Source organism: Devosia ginsengisoli, from assembly GCF_007859655.1.
In the GTDB taxonomy this organism is placed as follows: Bacteria; Pseudomonadota; Alphaproteobacteria; order Rhizobiales; family Devosiaceae; genus Devosia; species Devosia ginsengisoli.
In genome coordinates, this window is the sequence record NZ_CP042304.1 from 4,159,619 (window position 1) to 4,177,590 (window position 17,972).

General features: G+C 63.4%; 17 protein-coding genes and 2 pseudogenes. 10 read left to right on the forward strand and 9 right to left on the reverse strand.

Annotation, left to right across the window (positions count from 1 at the left end; genetic code table 11):
* Positions 1-48: 48 nt before the first annotated feature.
* From FPZ08_RS23075 to FPZ08_RS22095, 4 genes and pseudogenes are all read left to right on the forward strand, one after another.
* Positions 49-306, forward strand: a pseudogene (locus FPZ08_RS23075) (aldolase/citrate lyase family protein); the annotation flags it as partial.
* 34 nt (positions 307-340) lie between these two features.
* Entirely contained in the window at positions 341-859 is a 519-nt protein-coding gene (locus FPZ08_RS22710) for an HpcH/HpaI aldolase/citrate lyase family protein (protein WP_281285694.1), read from the forward strand.
* Positions 856-1,386, forward strand: a complete 531-nt coding sequence (locus tag FPZ08_RS20295; protein WP_146292324.1) for a MaoC/PaaZ C-terminal domain-containing protein — start codon at positions 856-858, stop codon at positions 1,384-1,386. The genes FPZ08_RS22710 and FPZ08_RS20295 overlap by 4 nt, the downstream gene beginning before the upstream one ends.
* A 1-nt stretch (position 1,387) precedes the next feature.
* Positions 1,388-1,909, forward strand: coding sequence for a hotdog family protein (locus FPZ08_RS22095; protein ID WP_186767107.1), 522 nt, complete (start codon positions 1,388-1,390; stop codon positions 1,907-1,909).
* Here FPZ08_RS22095 and FPZ08_RS20305 read toward each other — a convergent pair.
* The 7 genes from FPZ08_RS20305 to FPZ08_RS20335 form a co-directional block, all read right to left on the reverse strand.
* Positions 1,906-2,949 carry an ABC transporter ATP-binding protein gene (locus FPZ08_RS20305; RefSeq protein ID WP_146292328.1) on the reverse strand — a complete coding sequence of 348 codons (1,044 nt, stop codon included), beginning with the start codon at positions 2,947-2,949 and terminating at the stop codon, positions 1,906-1,908. The two genes, FPZ08_RS22095 and FPZ08_RS20305, sit on opposite strands and share 4 nt — an antisense overlap.
* A gap of 34 nt (positions 2,950-2,983) precedes the next feature.
* Positions 2,984-3,511 (reverse strand): cupin domain-containing protein, encoded by a 528-nt coding sequence (locus FPZ08_RS20310; protein ID WP_146292330.1) that lies wholly within the window; start codon positions 3,509-3,511, stop codon positions 2,984-2,986.
* Positions 3,508-4,299, reverse strand: a complete 792-nt coding sequence (locus FPZ08_RS20315; RefSeq protein WP_146292332.1) for an SDR family NAD(P)-dependent oxidoreductase — start codon at positions 4,297-4,299, stop codon at positions 3,508-3,510. Before FPZ08_RS20315 ends, FPZ08_RS20310 begins: the two co-directional genes overlap by 4 nt.
* A 4-nt stretch (positions 4,300-4,303) precedes the next feature.
* A complete protein-coding gene (locus FPZ08_RS20320) occupies positions 4,304-5,131 on the reverse strand; it encodes a carbohydrate ABC transporter permease (RefSeq protein ID WP_146292334.1) in 828 nt (275 codons plus the stop codon).
* Positions 5,124-5,993, reverse strand: a complete 870-nt coding sequence (locus tag FPZ08_RS20325) for a carbohydrate ABC transporter permease (protein ID WP_146292336.1) — start codon at positions 5,991-5,993, stop codon at positions 5,124-5,126. The genes FPZ08_RS20320 and FPZ08_RS20325 overlap by 8 nt, the downstream gene beginning before the upstream one ends.
* A gap of 66 nt (positions 5,994-6,059) precedes the next feature.
* The gene (locus FPZ08_RS20330) at positions 6,060-6,410 is read right to left on the reverse strand and encodes a hypothetical protein (RefSeq protein ID WP_146292338.1); all 351 of its coding nucleotides are present in this window, start codon (positions 6,408-6,410) and stop codon (positions 6,060-6,062) included.
* Between the two features lie 5 nt (positions 6,411-6,415).
* The gene (locus FPZ08_RS20335) at positions 6,416-7,339 is read right to left on the reverse strand and encodes a DUF6772 family protein (protein ID WP_146293359.1); all 924 of its coding nucleotides are present in this window, start codon (positions 7,337-7,339) and stop codon (positions 6,416-6,418) included.
* A 195-nt stretch (positions 7,340-7,534) separates the two neighbouring features.
* Here FPZ08_RS20335 and FPZ08_RS20340 point away from each other — a divergent pair, with 195 nt between their 5' ends.
* The 6 genes from FPZ08_RS20340 to FPZ08_RS22500 all read left to right on the forward strand — a co-directional run bounded on the left by FPZ08_RS20340 (position 7,535) and on the right by FPZ08_RS22500 (position 15,568).
* Entirely contained in the window at positions 7,535-8,515 is a 981-nt protein-coding gene (locus FPZ08_RS20340; RefSeq protein WP_186767108.1) for a LacI family DNA-binding transcriptional regulator, read from the forward strand.
* Positions 8,516-8,638: 123 nt separating this feature from the next.
* Positions 8,639-9,916: an extracellular solute-binding protein gene (locus FPZ08_RS20345; RefSeq protein WP_146292342.1), complete on the forward strand. Its 1,278-nt coding sequence runs from the start codon at positions 8,639-8,641 to the stop codon at positions 9,914-9,916.
* Between the two features lie 83 nt (positions 9,917-9,999).
* A complete protein-coding gene (locus FPZ08_RS20350) occupies positions 10,000-11,622 on the forward strand; it encodes a GMC family oxidoreductase (protein ID WP_146292344.1) in 1,623 nt (540 codons plus the stop codon).
* 602 nt (positions 11,623-12,224) lie between these two features.
* The gene (locus FPZ08_RS20355) at positions 12,225-12,821 is read left to right on the forward strand and encodes a QcrA and Rieske domain-containing protein (protein ID WP_146292346.1); all 597 of its coding nucleotides are present in this window, start codon (positions 12,225-12,227) and stop codon (positions 12,819-12,821) included.
* 23 nt (positions 12,822-12,844) lie between these two features.
* A complete protein-coding gene (locus tag FPZ08_RS20360) occupies positions 12,845-14,593 on the forward strand; it encodes a PQQ-dependent dehydrogenase, methanol/ethanol family (RefSeq protein ID WP_186767109.1) in 1,749 nt (582 codons plus the stop codon).
* Positions 14,594-14,701: 108 nt separating this feature from the next.
* Entirely contained in the window at positions 14,702-15,568 is an 867-nt protein-coding gene (locus tag FPZ08_RS22500) for an outer membrane protein assembly factor BamB family protein (RefSeq protein ID WP_246132737.1), read from the forward strand.
* A gap of 111 nt (positions 15,569-15,679) precedes the next feature.
* Here the strand turns inward: FPZ08_RS22500 and FPZ08_RS23080 are convergent.
* Positions 15,680-16,357 (reverse strand): annotated as a pseudogene (locus FPZ08_RS23080) (pentapeptide repeat-containing protein); the annotation flags it as partial.
* Positions 16,354-17,964: an outer membrane protein assembly factor BamB family protein gene (locus tag FPZ08_RS20370; protein WP_146292350.1), complete on the reverse strand. Its 1,611-nt coding sequence runs from the start codon at positions 17,962-17,964 to the stop codon at positions 16,354-16,356. The pseudogene FPZ08_RS23080 and the gene FPZ08_RS20370, both read right to left, overlap by 4 nt.
* Between the last annotated feature and the right edge of the window lie 8 nt (positions 17,965-17,972).

Consider the following 17,972-nt stretch of genomic DNA (forward strand, 5'->3'; position numbering starts at 1 on the left):
CCAGTGCCGAGGACATGGGGGAAAAGGTTGGCAATGCGGGAAAATGTAATGGCAGCACGCTGCCTGCTCTTCGTGCCCGGCAACCGGCCCGACCGGTTTGAGTCGGCTTTGCGCGCCTCGCCCGAAGGCATCATTATCGATCTCGAAGATGCCGTGCCGGCGGCCGACAAGGACGCGGCCCGCGCCAATGTGCTGCACTTACTCGCCAGCCGTAGTGATGGTCCGCCAATCCTCGTCCGCATCAACGCGCCGGATACACGCTCGGGTCTGCAGGATCTCTTGAGCCTCGAAGGTCTGGCGGCCGATGGCATTGTGCTGCCCAAGGTCGAGTCCCCGCGTGATGTGGCCCTGCTGCAGGCGCATCTGCCAAACACAAATCTCCCCATTCTGGCCCTTATCGAGATCCGCCAGCGGCCTGGACCACGCTACGGCGATTGCCGCATCCCTGCAGCCCGGCGACGCCCTCGGCCTCGGCGGCGCCGACCTCGCCGCCGACCTCGGGACCACCCTCGCTTGGGAACCGCTCCTTCTGGCGCGCAGCACACTGGTCCTGGCAGCGCGGCGTCGGCTCGCTCTGTTCGACGTGCCCCTGCTGAACCGCGAACCAGGCCCGGCTCTCACGGATGAAACCACCCGCGTGCGGGCGCTCGGCTATACCGGTAAGCTCGCCATCCATCCCGATCAGGTCGGCACCATCCAGACCGCCTTCGCGCCTGATGCCGACGAGATCACCCATGCCCGCGCCATACTCTCCGCCTGGACCGGGCAGGGCGTCACCACCCTCGACGGTCTGATGATCGACGCCCCCGTCGCCGCCATGGCACGCCATACACTCAATCGCGCGGGACTCTCATCATGAGCGACACCTTCGCCGCCTTCGATCCCGTGGGCGACAACCGCATTCGCGAAACGGTCGGCCTGTGGTTCGAGCAATTCGCCCCTGGCCAGGTCTTCGATCACCGCCCCGGCATCACCGTGTCGCAAACCGCCAATGCCGATGAGGCGCTGGCCAGCCTCAATCAGGCGATGATCCATTTTGACCACCACTACGCTCAGGCCACCGAATTCGGCGTGCCGCTCGTGGTAAGTACGTTGACCCTGCAATATGCCATCGGTCTCGGCTGGAAGACCTTCGGCCGCCGCCGCCGCATTCTCGGCTTCTCTTCCATCCGCCTCACCGCCCCGGTGCGCGGCGGCGATACCCTCTATGCCCGCTCCGGTATCGTCGCTACTGCGCCGCTCGCCGACGATCCCGATTGCGGTTCGGTGGAAGCCGCCATTGCACTGGTCCGGCCCGATGGCGCCGCCATTGCCGATATCGGCTGCTCCTTCGCCATCTATCGCCGCAGCGCGGCTGGCCGACTGCCGGCCAGTTTCGGAGCCTGACATGCACTACCCCTCGCACCAGCAACAGAGTAACGGCGCCTTCGGCGAGATCATCGGCATCGACTTCACCAAGCTGCAGCCCGGCCTCGCCGTCGAGCACCGCCCTGGCTTCCTGCTCGATTGGCGCGAAGCCCGCAGTCGCGCCTTGATCGCGGGTGACCATGCCCCGGTGCTGGTGGATCCCCAGGCCGCCGCCTTTGCCGGCGACGGCATTGCGGCCATCTCGGAAACCTGGCTGGTCAGTCTCCTCGTCGCCGCAACCACCCGCGCCTTCGGCCGGGTCGTGGCCAATCTGGCCTGGGAGAATGTCGCCTTCCCCGCCCCTGCGCGGGATGGCGATTATGTCCTCGCCCGCTCCGAAGTCCTTTCCTGCCGCGAATCCGCATCGCGCCCCGGTCAGGGCATTGTGCGCGTCGCCACCAGCGGCGCTACCGCCGATGGCCGCGTCTTATGCAGCTACGAACGCACGCTCCTGGTCTATCGCGACCACCACGGGCCGCATGCCGAAGCCGGCTATTTCTAGCCCACCCGCGTCCCATCGGCTGCGAAGACATGGACGCGACTGGCATCCGGCAGGATCGAAATGACTGTCCCCGGTTGGATCGGCTCATGGTCGCGGAAGGCGCAGACCAGCATCTGCTTGCCCACCTGCACATGCACATGGGTTTCCGGGCCGGTCGGCTCCACCGCCAGCACCTGTGCGGCAACGCCTGCCGGGTCCAGCCGGATATGCTCCGGCCGTATGCCATAGGAGCAGGGGCCCTCCACCCCCTTCGCCGGCACCGGCAGCGTGATGCCGCCATCGAGCTTGAAGCCCCCATCGGCAATCTCGCCGGACAGCAGGTTCATCGACGGGCTGCCGATGAATTGCGCCACGAACGTATTGGCCGGCTGCTCGTAAAGCTCGATCGGCGTTCCCGTCTGTTCGATCAGCCCGTCGCGCATCACCACGATCTTGTCGGCCATGGTCATGGCCTCGATCTGGTCATGCGTCACATAGACCATGGTCGCCCCCAGCTTCTGGTGCAGCGCCTTGATCTCGATGCGCATCTGCACGCGCAGCTTGGCGTCGAGATTGGATAGCGGTTCGTCGAACAGGAACACCTTGGGACTACGCACGATGGCGCGGCCCATGGCCACGCGCTGGCGCTGCCCGCCCGATAGCTGGCGCGGAAACCGCTCCAGATATTCCGTCAGCCCCAGAATGGCGGCGGCTTCCTCGACCCGGCGATTGGTCTCGGCCTTGTTCACCCGGCCCAGCGACAGGCTGAACCCCATATTCTGCCGTACGCTCATATGCGGATAGAGCGCATAATTCTGGAACACCATGGCGATGTCGCGGTCCTTGGGCTTGACCTTATTGACCACGCGCCCGTCGATCCCGATCTCGCCCGCTTCCACGCTTTCGAGCCCCGCAATCATGCGCAGCAGGGTAGATTTGCCGCAGCCGGATGGCCCGACCAGGATGGTGAGTTCGCCATCCCTGATGGAGAGCGAAACGCCCTTGATGGCCTTCACCGTTCCATAGAGCTTCTCGACATTTCTGATTTCGACGTCGGCCATATCGGGCCCCTTCATCTGTGTGCGGCAGGCGGCTTCAGGCCGGCACTGGCGCGTTCAATCCAATCATGGTCACGAAGAGCAAGGCCGCGACCTTGCCGGGATTTTTCCACGCATGCGGCGTGGCGCGCTGCACCAGCACGTTGCCGGGGGCCAGGGCGATTTCCCCATCCTCCATCACGGCGACGACCTCGCCTTCGAGCACCAGCACATAGTCGAGGCTTGATGTCACATGCATGCCGGGATGGCGCGCCATCCAGTGCGCCGGCCGCTCCTGGCCGATGGCCGCCGCTGCCCGTGCCGCCGCTTCCGGATCGCTCCAGCGCTCGGCATCGGGCGGAATGCGGACCAGCCGGCAACTGCTGCCATCAGGTCCGGGGGCAAACGCGGGCGGCGCTTCACTGCCTGCCGTGTCCCCCATCGGCGCTTGCGCCGTGCTCGACCAGATTTCGTGTATCCCGCCACCGGCACCGGTCGCCAGGAAACCACCACCCTGATCGACACTGACGATCTGTGACCGGCCTTCGACCGTCCCGGTAATGATGCGGCGTGGTGCGGCGGTCAATTGCGCCCCCCATCGACGAACCAGCTCTGGTTGGTGCACAACCGCGCACTGTCCGAGGCCAGGAACAGCACCATTTCGGCGACATCGCCCGCCAGGATTTCATCGGCAATGCACTGGCCGTCGCGCCGGCGCTGCTCGGCTTCCGGCGACCACCACAGTTGGCGCTGCTTTTCGGTGAGCACCCAGCCGGGCACCACCTGGTTCACCCTGATCCGATCCCGTCCCAGTTCGCGCGCAAAGGCCCGTGTCAGCCCGAAGACACCCGCCTTGGCCGCACCATAGACCGGCATGGCGGCCGCCCCGATATAGGCGGCATGCGAACCCATATTGATGATGGCGCCCCCGCCCGACGCGGCCATGCCCTTGCGCAAATGCTTGGTCATGAAGAACTGGTGGCGCAGGTTCACCGCGATCAGCTCATCGAACCGCGCCTCATCCACGCTGTCCAAGTCATGGCGCACGTCATTGGCCGCATTGTTGACCAGTACCTGCACCGGCCCAAACTCGCTTTCGATCCGCGCGCAGGTCTCGGTGATGCTGTCCACCGAGGTCAGATCGCAGCGGTAATAGCGGCTCTCGCCCTTGCCCTCGCGCTTGAGGCTCTCCTGTAAAGCTGCTGCACTGGCATCGTCGATATCGACGATCGCCACCCTTGCCCCGTGCCGGGCGAGCCGCGTGACGATCTCCGCCCCGATCCCGCTGGCGCCGCCGGTCACCACCGCCACCTTGCTGGCCAGGCCTGCATATTGTGATTGTCCTGGCATGGTCATGGTTTTGCTCTCGTCCATGGCGCTACCCCTTCACCGATCCGGCGGTCAGCCCGGCCACGATCAGCCGGTTGGCCAGCACGACAAGCAACAGCACCGGCAGCAACTGAATGGTGACCCCGGCAAACAGCACCCCCCAGCTCGTGCCATAGATGGCGTCCATCACTTCGGACAGCACCAGCGGCGCCGTCTTGGCCTGCGAGGTGGTGAAGATCAGCGCGAACAGGAATTCATTCCAGGCGAAGATGAAGACGAAGATCGCGCCGGCCGCCAGGCCCTGCGCCGTCAGCGGCAAAATGACCCGCATCAGGATCTGCCACTGGCTGGCTCCGTCGATCTCCGCTGCCTCGTCCAGCTCGCGCGGAATCTCGTCGATGAAGGTCTTGAGGATGACCGTGACCAGCGACACCCAGAAGGCCGAATAGAGCAGGATCAGCACGATATGGGTGTCGCTGAGCCGCAGCCACGAAACGATGGGAAACAGCGGCAGTGTCACCACGATGGGCGGCAGCAGGCGGATGGCGATCATGTAGAGCGCGCTGGCTGCAATGAGCCGGCCCGAATAGCGCGAATAGACATAGCCGGCCATGAAGCCCACCGCCGTCGTGAACACGGTGGCCCCGATCGATACGATGATGCTGTTGCCCAGTGTGTGGAAGAACTCGCCGAATTCCAGCCACAGGTCGACATAGTTCTGCAGCGTCGGCGTAAACAGCCATTTCGGCGGATAGGCGAAGATATCGCCAGGCGGCTTGATCGAAGACACTACCACGAAGGCGATAGGGAACAGCGACCAGACGGCAATCACGATGATGGTCAGGATTTTGAGCAGGCGCTCGATAATGTCAGACATTGCCGTTCCTCATGCCGCGATGCATGAACCAGAGGTAAACCGAGGCAAACAGCAGCGTGCCGACCACCATCAGCCAGCCGGTAGCCGCCGCCGCGCCGAAATCGCCGGTGCGATAGGCATCCCGATAGAGATAGACCGCCAGCACCTCGGTCATGCGGGCCGGCCCGCCGCCGGTCAGCAGCCAGACTTCCGAAAACAGTCGGAAGGCGAAGACGAACCGGAAGATGATGGCCACCAGGATTGTCGGGACCAGCAGGGGCAGGGTGACCTTGAAGAAGGTCTGGATGGTTCCCGCCCCGTCGATGGCCGCGGCCTCGTAGAGCGATCTGGGGATCGCCATCATGCCGGCATAGATCAGCAGGAACGAGAAGGGCAGGTGCTGCCACACGCTGATAATGCCCACCAGCACCAGCGCGTCGGAGGGCGATACGCTCCAGTTCAGTCCCATGCCCAGGTCGATCAGCGCCCGGCCGATCATGCCATAGCTGGGATTCATCAGTGATTTCCACACCAGCACCGTCACCACTTCCGATGCCGCATAGGGCACCAGGATAATGGCGATCAGCACCGGCCGGAACGGCACGCCCGACACCAGGACGGCGGCGATGAGCGTCGCCAGCAGGATTTCGACATAGACGATGCCATTGACGACGAAGAACGTGTTCTTGGCCGCATTCCAGAAGCTGGGGTCAGCGAAAACGTCGAAATAGTTGCTCAGGCCCACAAAGGTTAGCTGCGTGCCGAAGGTCGAGTCATTGAGACTCAGCCACAGGATATACACGGCCGGAATGGTAATGGTTATGGCGAGCAACAGGTGGGCCGGAGCGGCCAGCAGGAACGCGCCTCTGTCTGGTGTCTTCATGCAAGTTTCCAATCGTGCCTGGGCCGGGCGTTGGGAGCGCGCAGGGCGCTCCCATGCGGGGCCGTGCTACTCCTTGAGAGCCAGGTAGATGAGTACCTTGACCTTGGGCTGATCCCCCGACAACCGTACCTTAAGGCGCAGCCAGTTGCCGAATTCGCGCTGCTTGAAGCTCACCATGACGGGCTCGGCGGCATTGCCAGCCAGCTTCACCGGGTCGGGCCGGTCCTCGTCGTCGCACCACAATAGCCCGTCGGGCGAGACCTGGGGCATGGCTTCGATACCCGCTCCGTCACTGGCATCCAGGATCCGGATGAACCAGCGGGCTTCGCTCGCCCATCCGGCCTCGAAGGGCTCGGTGCAGAACGCCTCGCTATAGGTGTTGCTCTGTTCCAGAACAGCCGAAAAAAATCTGCGCATTGCCATCACCAGTCCACCGATACGACAGCCGAATCCACCCACAGGAAATTCCGCACATTGGTGTGGGTGCGCACGTCGAGACAGAAATTGAGCAGCCGCTCGCAGCCCCAGTAGGGGTGTTCGTAAAGCGGCACGGGAATGTCCCGCAGGTCCAGCGTCAGGTCGTTGACCTGCAATTCGCGGTTGCGGCGCGTCTCGGTGTCGAACACCCAGCGCAGGTAGTGCCAGTTCGCCTTGGTGGGGATTTCATTGTAGCACAGCGGCTGGTGGCCGCCCGGCACTTCTTCCCAGTCCTCGGGATTGATGACGTGGTAGTCGACCGGCGAGGCTGCGGTGCCGTTGCGCTCCATCTTGGTCGTGGGCTGCACCGAGGTCTTGTAATACCACTTCTGCACCAGCTTGCCGGTGTTGTCGGAGTTCATGTAGCGCAGCGCGCAGTGATAGCGCTCGCCGTCTTCGCCCTCGCCCACGTCATTGCTGAGCGTGAAGTCGCCGAACGATGACGCCGACACATCCTGGTTGCCGTCCCAATTGCCGGTATCGGCGCCTGAAGGCTTCAGCACCGTCTCCGCCTTGAAGGTGAAATACATCTCGAACTGCACCGCGCCGCGCTTGGCATAGGTGAAGCGCTTGATCGCCTGGCTCATATGGCCGGGCGTCGGGCGGGTCGCCAGCTTCATGGCATAGGTGCCGTCGATCGACCCATGCGTGCCCGTGTCGAAAAAGGTCATCGAGCTGAGCTGGGGCGGACGCAGGTCGCGCGCCTTGGTGCGCAGATTGTCCAGGTTGTTGTCGTGATTGCCGCTCAATTCGCACCAGCCATTGGTGCCGTTGTCGAAGTCGTTGACGAACAGGATTCGGGACAGCGGATTGAACCGACTGAGGGTCGTGTCGCTGCTGCGCAGCGCCCTCGTAAACGCTCGCTCCATTTCGTCTTCCATCCTGCACCTGCTGAGTTGAGCTAAATCTTTCCTTGCAAACGCTATGAAAGCGCTTACATATTGCGTCGATATCTGTTAGGACTGCCGCTGTCAAGGGTTGAGGAAGCGCCCCGCGCATGGTTGAAGTGTTCAATGAAATCAGGCTCGAAGGCCCCGTCCATGCGGGATGGAAAGTCACATCGCATGGAGGATGTGGCAGTCGAGGCCAAGGTGTCCCTGGCCACGGTTTCCCGCGTCTTCAGTCAGCCCGATCTGGTGTCGGAAGAGACCAGGCAGCGCGTGCACGAGGCTGCCGCGCGGCTGCGCTATCTGCCCAACCTGATGGCGGGCAGCATGGCCGGCAAGCGCTCGCGCATCGTCGGTGCTCTGGTTCCCGCCATTGCCAGCCCCATCTTCTCCGAAACCATCAGTGGCCTGTCGAGCGTGCTGCGGGAAGCGCGCTACGAGTTGATGCTCAGCCAGAGCGGTTACGATCCGGAGCAGGAGCTTTCCATTCTGCAGGCTTTTCTCGGCCGCCGGGTCGATGCGATCGTGGTAGCCGGTGCGGTGATCACGCCGCCCAGCCGCGAATTGCTGCTGAACGCTGGCACGCCTGTGGTGGAAACCTGGGAACTCATTACCGAACCCATCGACATGGCGGTGGGCTTCTCCAATCCCGATGCGGCAGCGGCTTCGGCGCGCTTCCTCATCGACAGGGGCTATCGCCGTTTGGGCTTCATCGGCGGCACGGATCGCCGCTCGATGCAGCGTCTCGAGGGGTTCAGTGCGGCTTTGCGCAAGGCCGGTCTCGCCGACCCGCAGGCGATCAGCATCAAATCGCCCGCCCCGTCATCCTTCATGGAAGGTGGTGCGGCCATGGATCGAATGCTGCGCCAGGACCAGAAGGTGGATGCGGTCTTCTGCACCAACGACCTGCTGGCGGCCGGCGCGCTGTTCGAGTGCCAGCGTCGCGGCCTTGCGGTGCCGGGCGACATTGCCGTGATGGGCTTTTCCAATCTCGACATTTCAGAGGTCACGGTACCGGCTTTGACCACCGTTCAGGTGGGTGCCCGCGAGATCGGCAGCCAGGCCGCCCAGATGATTCTCGATCGCATCGAGGGGCAGGGTGCGCGCCCGCTCCCGCTCGACACCGGCTTCTCCATCATCGAGCGCCAGAGCACCTGAGCCTCGATACGCCTTCAAACCCCTTTGCCGTGGGCGCTTTCGTGCGCCTGCCCCTCAATCTCCCGGTTGAATCAGCCGGGGATCACGCCAGCCTTTTCTAAATCCAATGGGAGGAAACCTCTGATGAAACTTGCCAGACTTATCGCCGCGACGGCGCTTGCGGGCATAGCCCTGATCGGGCCGAGTGCCGCGCAGGACGCCACCACGCTCACCATCATTTCCCACCGCGTGCACGAAAACGTGGCGCGTGGCCTGGGGGCCGGTTCGGGCGGCGGCGACATCATGGGCGAATGGGCCCAGCAGAATAACGTCAATCTCAACTGGATCACCGCCGACATCGATCCGCTGCATGATCGCCTGTTGCGCGAACTGACCCTGCCCCAGGGCTCGATCGACGTGGCTTTCATCATCAACAAATACGCCACGCCCCGCCTGACCCGCATGCTCGAGCCGCTCGACGGCTACATGGCCGACCAGCCCATCGAGGATGCCGACGGCATTCCGGCAAAGCTCCTGGCGGGCCTCACCATCGATGACCACGTCTTCGGCATCCCCTTCCGCCACGCCACCACCGGCATGCATTACAACATGGCCAATATCGAAGCGGCCGGCCTGCAGGGTCCGCCCACCTCGATCGAGCAGGTGGTCGAATATGCTCGCGCGCTCACCCGCAAGGATGAAGATGGCAACCAGGTCTACGGCCTGACCGTCCCCGCCGGTTCTGGCCCCTTCGCCATCCTGTCGCTGTTTGCCGGCTTCGGCGCCGAGCTGTTCGACCAGGACATGAATGTCACGGCCAATTCGTCGGAAATGATCGAAGCCCTGACCACGATGCGCGCCCTGTTCGAGGAAGGCGTCCTGCCGCCTAACCTGGCCACGCTCAGCATCGACGAGGTCATCACCCTGGTCCAGCAGGGCCGCACCGGCCTCGCCTTCGACCCCTTCGCTCGCTACGGCACCTTCAACAGCGCCGATGCCGCCAAATATCCGGGCCAGGTGCTGGTCGCTGCCATTCCCGCACGGGAAGGGGCCGAACCCGCCGTCGTCGCCATGACCGAAATCTGGGCCATGGTGATCCCGGCCAATTCCCCCCACAAGGACCTCGCCTGGGACTTCGTCCGCACCCTGTCAGGTCCCGATGCCACCATCCGCGCCGCCGTCAATGGCAACGGGCCGATCCGCCCGGTTGCCTATGACGATGAACGCGTCCAGCAGATGCTGCCTTATTGGCAGGCGGAAGCCGAGGCCATCGCCAACGCCGTCATGCTGCCCTCCCACTATGATGCCGCGGCCGAAACCGGCCAGATATTCATGGAAGAGTTCCAGTCGGCCGTACTCGGCTTCAAGTCCCCCGAGGACGCCGCTGCCGCCATGCAGCAGCGCATCGAAGCGCAGTTCTAATACTAACGCAGCGCCCGGGACGACAGTCCCGGGCGCCTTTCCCTGCCCGAAATCCCATCCTGTTGCCTCTGCCGGAGCTTGTCATGGCCGAATTGAACGCGCCGGATCACGTCGACTACGTCATTGTCGGCGCCGGTTCGGCTGGCTGCGTGTTGGCGGCCCGGCTGACTGAAAAGCCCGGCGTCACCGTCGCTCTGGTCGAGGCCGGCGGCGCCGATAGCAATCCCTGGATTCGCGTGCCCCTCGGTTTCGGCAAGCTGGTCCGCAATCCCTCCGTGTTATGGGACTATCGCACCGAGCCCGAACCTGCCCTCGGCGGAAGGCAATTGAGCTTTCCCCGTGGCCGCGTGCTTGGCGGCTCCAGCAGCGTCAATGGCCTTGTCTGGCTGCGCGGCGCCCGGCAGGATTTCGATGGCTGGGCCAAATCCGGCGCATCCGGCTGGTCCTTCGACGAAGTACTCCCCTATTTCCGCCGCTCCGAGCGCATGCTCGCCCCTTCCGATGATACCGCGCTGCATGGCTATGAAGGCCCCGTACCCGTCTCCAACGGTCGGCCCTCGGCCGCCGCGCGCGCCTTCGTCGCCGCCGCGCAGCAAGCCGGCCATGCGGCCAATCCCGATTTCAACGGTGCCCGCCTGCACGGCGCCGGCCTTGCTCCCACCAATATTGAGCGCGGTCGTCGCGTCTCCATGGCCGATGCCTATCTGCGGCCGGCCCTTCGCCGGCAGGCCGGGATTTTCTCGGTGCTGGGCGCCACGGTCTCCTCGCTGATCATGGAAGAGGGCAGGGCAGCCGGCGTCAGGCTGCGCCTCGCCGATGGCAGCCAACACACCATCCGCGCCGGACGCGAGACCATTCTTGCCGCCGGCGTTACCAACACGCCGCAACTGCTCATGCTCTCGGGCATCGGCCCGGCTGCGCATCTGCGCGACATGGATATCGCTCCCATTGCCGATCTACCGGTCGGCGACGGCCTGCAGGACCATGTCCTGGCCCGCACCGGCTATCACAGCCGCGATGTCCTCACCCTCAATGGCGTCATGAGAAATCCCCTGCGCCAGGTCGCGGCGGGGCTCGAATATGCTTTCGCCCGCCGTGGCCCGCTCGCCATTGCCGCCACCGAAGCCTGCCTTTTCGCCGATGTCCTGCCGCGTGGCGATTCTAGCGATCATGCCCCCGACGTGCAGATCCAGTTCGCCAATTTCCTCATCGAGGATTACCAGCGCGGCCTCGGCCCGACGCAAGGCTTCGTCTATAGCGTTTGCGTCTGCCGCCCCCATAGCCGCGGCACCATCCGCCTCGCCAGCCCCGATCCCGCCGCGTCACCGGCGATCCAGGCGAACTATCTCGCTGACGACCGCGACATGGCCGCCACTTTGGCCGGACTGCGTCTCTGCATGAACCTTTCGCGGCAACCCGCGCTTCAGGCCATAACCGCCCGCCGCGTCGCTCCGATCGATACCGATAGCGACGCCGCCCTCGCCGACTATGTCCGCGAAACCGCCGCCACCGTCTTCCATCCCTGCGGCACGGTGCGCATGGGGCAGGGCGCTGACGCCGCCCTGACGCCCGACCTGCGCGTCAAGGGTATCCGCGACTTGCGCGTCTGCGACGCCTCGGTCATGCCGGTAATTCCCTCCACCAATATCCACGCCGCGACCGTGATGGTCGCAGAAAAGGCCGCTGACCTGATCCTGGCTGCGTAGGCGCTAAAACGCCCCGCCATTTGCAGGAATCTGATGTGCAGCAATGCGTTGCATTGAACTGCCGCTTGTTGATTGCCGGCACGGTGGCGCTTACTGCCGCGCCGCCAGTCTCTGGTATGGAAGGGAGAGTTTACGCCTGCTGTCCGGCGCAGGAAAATCGGCCCTGCCACATCGCGCCGGCAGATTGTATGCTACGAAAGTGTCGTATTAAACCACTGGTATCTATGTCTATTTCTGAAGCGAGGGCGCTGTACTGACATTCTGTGTATTAGCGATAATGTCCAATGTATCGTCAATTGACGCTGAATGACCTGTATCGTTTTCCTTTGCCGATAGGCAGCTAAAGGGCTCAGGGAAGAACATTCGGCCAAGCCGGAATATTTAAGTAACATTGATATAATCCGAAAATTAGCAGAAATTAAACCTGAGATATTTGGATATACTGAAAAACAAAATGTGATCTTCGGGAAGTCACGTCTGTGAGATTCAAAAAAACCGTCCAGAAGATACTTGCTCGCCAACCGATCTAGTCGTAGGTTGGCAGCGATGCCTGCGCAGAAAGCGGCGTTGGTCCCCCGAGATTCTGTTGAGGAGAATTTTGTATGCCTAAGTCCAACTCGCGTGTTGAGCGCGAGAATGATGATGTTTGCCTGGCGGAGGACAATGTCATCAACCGCCGTACCTTATTTTCAGCCATTGCCGGCATGGGTGTCCTGGCCGCCACTGGGGCCGCGGTGCAGGCCCAGGAAGACGATGGCCCGGCGCCTGGCGATATCCTGGTCAATTCCAAGGGCGGCGCCGTGCTGACGCCGGCCGATATCGATCCCACGGCCAAGACCGTCGTGATCGCCTATGCCCAGGATGCTGCCGGCAACGTCAAGAAGGGCAACAAGAACAAGATCGCCGTGGTCAAGGTCGACCCCGCCAATGTCGGCAGCGAGTCCGAGGGCCGCGGCGCGGATGGCCTGATGGCCTATTCCGCCATCTGCACCCATGCCGGGTGCGAGGTGAAGTCCTTCCTCCCCGACCGGGGAATCATGCGTTGCCCGTGCCATGGGTCCGAATTCGATCCGGCCAATAATGGCGTCGTGGAAAAGGGGCCGGCCAAGCATCGGCTGGCCAGCCTGGTGATCGCGGTCGAAGACGACCAGATCGTCATCAAGGAAGGGTTTGACGCCGAAGTCGGCGCCCAATCGTAAAAAAATATTAGTTGGAGGATATTATGCAAGCCAAGCATCTTGGTTTTGTAGCTCTGGCATCTGTGCTGATGCTGGGCGCTGTTTACGCGCAGGATTCCTTTGGAATCACCGACTACCCCCCGATCACTGAAGACCAGTTGGTCAATCCGGCGCCGGGTGACTGGCCCATGTATCGCCGGACCTATGATGGTCAGGGCTATAGCCCGCTCGATCAGATCAACAAGGATAACGTGGCCCAGCTCGTTCCGGCCTGGTCCTATTCGACCGGCGTCGTGGAAGGCCACGAATCCCCACCGGTCGTGGTCAATGGCGTGATGTTCGTCACCACGCCCGAGCACCATGTGTTTGCGCTCAATGCGGCCACCGGCCAGCTCTACTGGAAATACACGGCCGACATCACCGAGAACACCAACCCGTCCCACCCCACCAATCGTGGCGTGGCCGTGCTGGGTGACAAGGTGTTCTATGCCGCCCATGACGCGACGCTCGTGGCGCTCGATGCCAAGACCGGCGAAGAAGTCTGGTCCACCGAAGTCGCCAATGTCGATGAAGCCTACTACATGACGCTGGCGCCGCTGGTTGCCGACGGCAAGGTGCTGATCGGCGTCTCGGGCGGTGAATACGGCATCCGCGGCTTCGTGGCCGCTTATGATGCTGAGACCGGCGAGGAAGCCTGGAAGACCTACACCATCCCGGCTCCCGATGAGCCGGGTGGCGATACCTGGCCGGCTGGTGCCTATGTGACCGGTGCCGGTTCGACCTGGTCGACGGGCAACTACGACCCCGAGAGCAAGCTGGTCTATTGGGGCGTCGGCAATGCCGGTCCCTGGATGGGCGACCAGCGCCCTGGCGACAACCTCTATACCGCTTCGACCATCGCTCTCGATGTCGAGACCGGTGAGATCAAGGGTCACTTCCAGTACAGCCACAATGAATCGTTCGACTGGGACGAGGTCACGGCCCCGATCCTGGTGGACCTTCCCAACAAGGATGGCGAAACCGTCAAGGGCCTGGTCAATCCGACCCGCAGCGGCATCCTCTGGGCGCTGGAACGTACGTCGGAAGGCCCGATCAACTTCATCTGGGGCGAGAAATACGTTCCGGGCGACGTGATCACCGACATCGATGCGGAAACCGGCCGCGTCAGCTATGACGAGAGCAAGAAGCCGTCCACGGGCACGACCAAGACCTATTGCCCGTCGGTCCATGGCGGTCGCGATTGGCCGTCCACGGCCTATAGCCCCGATACCGGGCTGCTCTACATCCCGGCCAACGCCAACATGTGCACCGAACTGACCGGCGCCGAAGTTGAATACGAAGCTGGCCAGCCCTTCATCGGTTTCGACTCGCTGGAATTCCAGGTTACCGACGATGCCGAATATATCGGTTCGGTCCAGGCTTGGGACGTAGCCACCGGCGAAATGAAGTGGGAGCACAAGTTCCCGCGCTCGGGTAACTGGGGTCCGATTCTGGCGACCGGCGGCGGCCTGATCTTCTCGGGCGGCACCAATGACCGCATGTTCCGCGCCTATGATGCGGAAAACGGTGATGTGCTGTGGGAACAGAAGCTCAACTCCGGCGTCATCGGCACGCCTTCGACCTTCGAGGTCGATGGCAAGCAGTATGTCGCCGTGCAGGCCGGCTACGGCGTTGATGCGGTGTTCAACAACACCGTGATTGCCGAACACTTCGGCATCAGCTCGGACGTGCCGCAGGGCGGCGTGGTCTGGGTCTTCGAAGTCAAGGACGGCGCCGTCGCTTCGGCGGAATAACGCTCATCGCTCCCCGGGACTGGTTCCCGGGGAGCTCTTTTCCGGTGCATTGCACCCCTGGGCGCCTGCGGGCGCACTTTTGTTCAAAGTCATTGATAGGAGATTCACATGCGCCATACGTCGCACTGGCTGCTCGCTGCCTCCACCGCCGTTCTCGCCGCCCTGTCCACGCCGGCCCATGCCCAGCTCGCCGAAGCCTGGCGTGCCGAGGGCTACGCCATGCCTGAATCGGTCGTCTATGACGAGGCCGGCGGCGCCATCTACGTCACCAACATCAACAGCCCGGACCAGTCCTCCAACGGCCAGGGCTATGTGGCCAAGGCCAATCCGGACGGTTCCATCGTCACCGAAAAGTTCACCGACGGCCTCAATGCGCCGCGCGGTATCGACTTGGCCAATGGCCGGCTCTACGTGGCCACCAATGGCGAAGTCCTCGAGATCGACGCCACCAGTGGTGAAGTACTTGAGCGCCATGCCGTCGAAAACGGCCTCTTCAACGACGTGCTCGCTCTGCCCGATGGGCGGGTGCTGGTCACCGAAACCATGAGCGGCTCGATCTATGCCATCGACAATGGCGAGTTCAGCCAGTGGCTGGCCGATCCGGCGCTGACCGGTGCCAACGGCCTGTTGCTGGTGGATGGTCAGGTGCTCGTCGCCTCGATTGGCGATCTCTCCGGCGGCTTCGAGAATATCAAGCCCGGCAATATCAAGTCGGTGAATCTCGAAACCAAGGAAATCACCGATTTCGGTTCGGCTGATCCGCTCGGCAACCTCGATGGTCTGTCGAGCCTGCCCGACGGCGCCGTGCTGGTGACTGACAATTTCACCGGCGACCTCATCAAGGTCTCGGCCGACGGCACCAGCGAAAAGGTCGGCAATGCCGGTCCGGGCGCTGCCGATCAGGACAATGTCGGCAATGTCGTCGTCGTGCCGGTGATCCAGTCCAACGCGCTGGTCGCCTTCACCATCGAATAGCGGCTGCAATCGACCGACGCGAATTCCAACGGGCGCCGCGCAGGCGCCCGTTTCTTGTGGCAGCGGCCCCAGCTTGGTGCCTTCGAAGAAGCCGTATCGGAACTTGGCGCGGCTCATATTGGCGCCGCGCAGATCGGCGCCCGAAAACCGCCCCCGTGTCATGTCGGCGGACCACAGATCGACCTGCTGTCCCTTGGCGAAACGCATATCGATATCGACCATATTGGCCTGCACGAATCCGGCTCCCGTCGCGATGACGCCATAGAGATTGGCGCCCTGCAAATCTGTATTGCTGAGATTGGCTTCGGTCAGGTCGGCCCGCTTGAAGTTGACGCCGGCCATGCTGGCGCCCTTGAAATCGGCCCCCGCCGCCTGCGCACCGGGCGCCTGCACCTGCGTGAACCGGCTATGCTGGAACCGCCCACCGGCAAGGTTGGCCTCGGCGAGATTAGCGGTGGAGAAGTCCGCGCCGAAAGCCAGCACCGCCTCCAGATTTGCCGCCACCAGGCTCGCGCCCTTGAAATCGGCGCGTGTCAGCGTGGCGCCACCAAGGTCGGCCCCATCGAGATTGGCCTTGCCCAGTTGGGCCGCATGCAGGTTTGCGCCGGTCAGCACCGCACCGGCCAGGTTCGCCCCCGCCAGATGCCGCCCCTTGAGATCGGCTCCGGCAAGGTCGCAGCCGGGGCAATCGATGCTTGTTCCATCGAGGAACGCTGCCACATCCGCCGGCTGGGCCTGCACCCCTCCGGTCAGCAACACACTGATGGCCAGCGCTGCCAGGATTCTCATGGCTCAACTCCGAATACGGCGAACACCGCCAGATGCCGCACGCCCGCCATGTCGCGCGAGTGGAACGAGATGTCGCTATAGAGCGGCCCACCACCCACGATCATGCCGATATATTGCCGTCCATCCACGCTGTAGCTCATCGGCGGCGCCGCCATGAACGAGGAGACGTGCTGGCTCCACAGCGTATCGAGCGTGGTGTCATCGAGCAGGTGCAGCGAGCCGTCGGCCGTCATCGCCACCACCAGTCCGCCCGCCGTGGTCAGCAGTCCGCTTTGCAGCGGATAGTCGAACAGATGCTCGGCCATAACAGCGCCATTGGCCGGGTCGATGGCCGAGAGGGCGCCGGTCGAGGTCGTGCTATGGGCATAAAGCCCACCTTCATCCTCACCCGCCAGATTGCCGATAGCGCTGAGATCGGTCCGGCAGCCATTGTTCTGCGCGGCATAGAACAGGTTGGTGCGGGTGCTGTAGCTGGCCGGCATATGGTCTTCGGCCAGGATATTGGGACAACCCGGCGGGCTCACGGCGTCGCCGGTCGAAATGGGCGCGCCGTCGGCGTCGCGTTCGTCATACCAGTCGAGGCCCGTCACATAGGGCTCGGCATAATCGAGCGCGCCACTGGTCACGTCGAACCGGCGCACGAAGCCGTCGTCGCCGGCCTGCACGGCGCCACCATCCGGCAGCAGAACCGGCGTCGCCGCATCGCTGAATCCAAGCACATCGCTGGCCAGCAGCGGCCGCTGCCAGGCAATGGTACCATCCTCCGGATCGACGGCCAGCAGGGCATTGGCGGCATTGTCGCCAGCCCGCAGCGTCTCGCCATAAGCCGATGCGGGACCATCAGTGCTCCACAGCACCAATCCAGACTCGGCATCATAGGCGCCCGTCCGCAGGATCGAAGCGCCGGCGGTGAACTCGTCCCCGGTGAGGAAGCTGCGCCATTTGACAGCGCCATCATTGGCGTCGAGCCCGGTCAGTTGCGGCCGTGCGCCCCGATCACCACCGGCGCCACCAATCACCAGTGTATCGCCCACCAGCACTGGTGGCGCCGCCAGCACATAGCCGGTTGCCGGGTCTGCCACAGCAGCTTCATGCGTCACCGCGCCCGATTCCCGGTCGATCCAGAACAGTCGCCCGTCGCCTGCCGCCAGGATGACGGAGTCGCCATGCAGCGTCAGGCTCCACTGGCCGATCAGCCACGGATCCATCTCCTGTTCGAGCCGGGGCGACGTCCACATGATATGGCCATTGACGCCGCTGGTGACGTCGATCCGGTAGACCATGCCGAACGGATCGACCATATAGGCCATGCCGTCCTCGACTAGTGGGGCGGACAGCTTTGTATGCTCGAACCCTTCCCCCACCGAGATCGGGCCGAGCGACACGGTGAACAGCAGCTTGACGCGCGCCGCATTCTCGGCGCTGAGCGCGTCCAGCCCCGAATAGCGCTGAGCACCATAATCACCGGTTCCCATCAGCCAGTTTTGCGGCTCGTCTCCCGTCGCCAGCAGGCGTTCCGGGGTGATGGGCGCGGCACTGGCCATCAGCGTGGCCAGAAGTGAGATTGCAAGGCCGCCGAATACGCCTCGCCGCAGCTTGCCGATCATGGCTTTTC

Bases quoted from the DNA above. Each gene is read 5' to 3' on its own strand.
- FPZ08_RS20330 (WP_146292338.1), bottom strand. From the start codon at position 6,410: ATGCGCAGATTTTTTTCGGCTGTTCTGGAACAGAGCAACACCTATAGC.
- FPZ08_RS20325 (WP_146292336.1), bottom strand. From the start codon at position 5,993: ATGAAGACACCAGACAGAGGCGCGTTCCTGCTGGCCGCTCCGGCCCAC.
- FPZ08_RS20350 (WP_146292344.1), top strand. From the start codon at position 10,000: ATGGCCGAATTGAACGCGCCGGATCACGTCGACTACGTCATTGTCGGC.
- FPZ08_RS20335 (WP_146293359.1), bottom strand. From the start codon at position 7,339: ATGGAGCGAGCGTTTACGAGGGCGCTGCGCAGCAGCGACACGACCCTC.
- FPZ08_RS20345 (WP_146292342.1), top strand. From the start codon at position 8,639: ATGAAACTTGCCAGACTTATCGCCGCGACGGCGCTTGCGGGCATAGCC.
- FPZ08_RS20305 (WP_146292328.1), bottom strand. From the start codon at position 2,949: ATGGCCGACGTCGAAATCAGAAATGTCGAGAAGCTCTATGGAACGGTG.
- FPZ08_RS20295 (WP_146292324.1), top strand. From the start codon at position 856: ATGAGCGACACCTTCGCCGCCTTCGATCCCGTGGGCGACAACCGCATT.
- FPZ08_RS20315 (WP_146292332.1), bottom strand. From the start codon at position 4,299: ATGGACGAGAGCAAAACCATGACCATGCCAGGACAATCACAATATGCA.
- FPZ08_RS20355 (WP_146292346.1), top strand. From the start codon at position 12,225: ATGCCTAAGTCCAACTCGCGTGTTGAGCGCGAGAATGATGATGTTTGC.
- FPZ08_RS22500 (WP_246132737.1), top strand. From the start codon at position 14,702: ATGCGCCATACGTCGCACTGGCTGCTCGCTGCCTCCACCGCCGTTCTC.
- FPZ08_RS20360 (WP_186767109.1), top strand. From the start codon at position 12,845: ATGCAAGCCAAGCATCTTGGTTTTGTAGCTCTGGCATCTGTGCTGATG.
- FPZ08_RS22095 (WP_186767107.1), top strand. From the start codon at position 1,388: ATGCACTACCCCTCGCACCAGCAACAGAGTAACGGCGCCTTCGGCGAG.
- FPZ08_RS20340 (WP_186767108.1), top strand. From the start codon at position 7,535: ATGGAGGATGTGGCAGTCGAGGCCAAGGTGTCCCTGGCCACGGTTTCC.
- FPZ08_RS20320 (WP_146292334.1), bottom strand. From the start codon at position 5,131: ATGTCTGACATTATCGAGCGCCTGCTCAAAATCCTGACCATCATCGTG.
- FPZ08_RS22710 (WP_281285694.1), top strand. From the start codon at position 341: ATGTGGCCCTGCTGCAGGCGCATCTGCCAAACACAAATCTCCCCATTC.
- FPZ08_RS20370 (WP_146292350.1), bottom strand. From the start codon at position 17,964: ATGATCGGCAAGCTGCGGCGAGGCGTATTCGGCGGCCTTGCAATCTCA.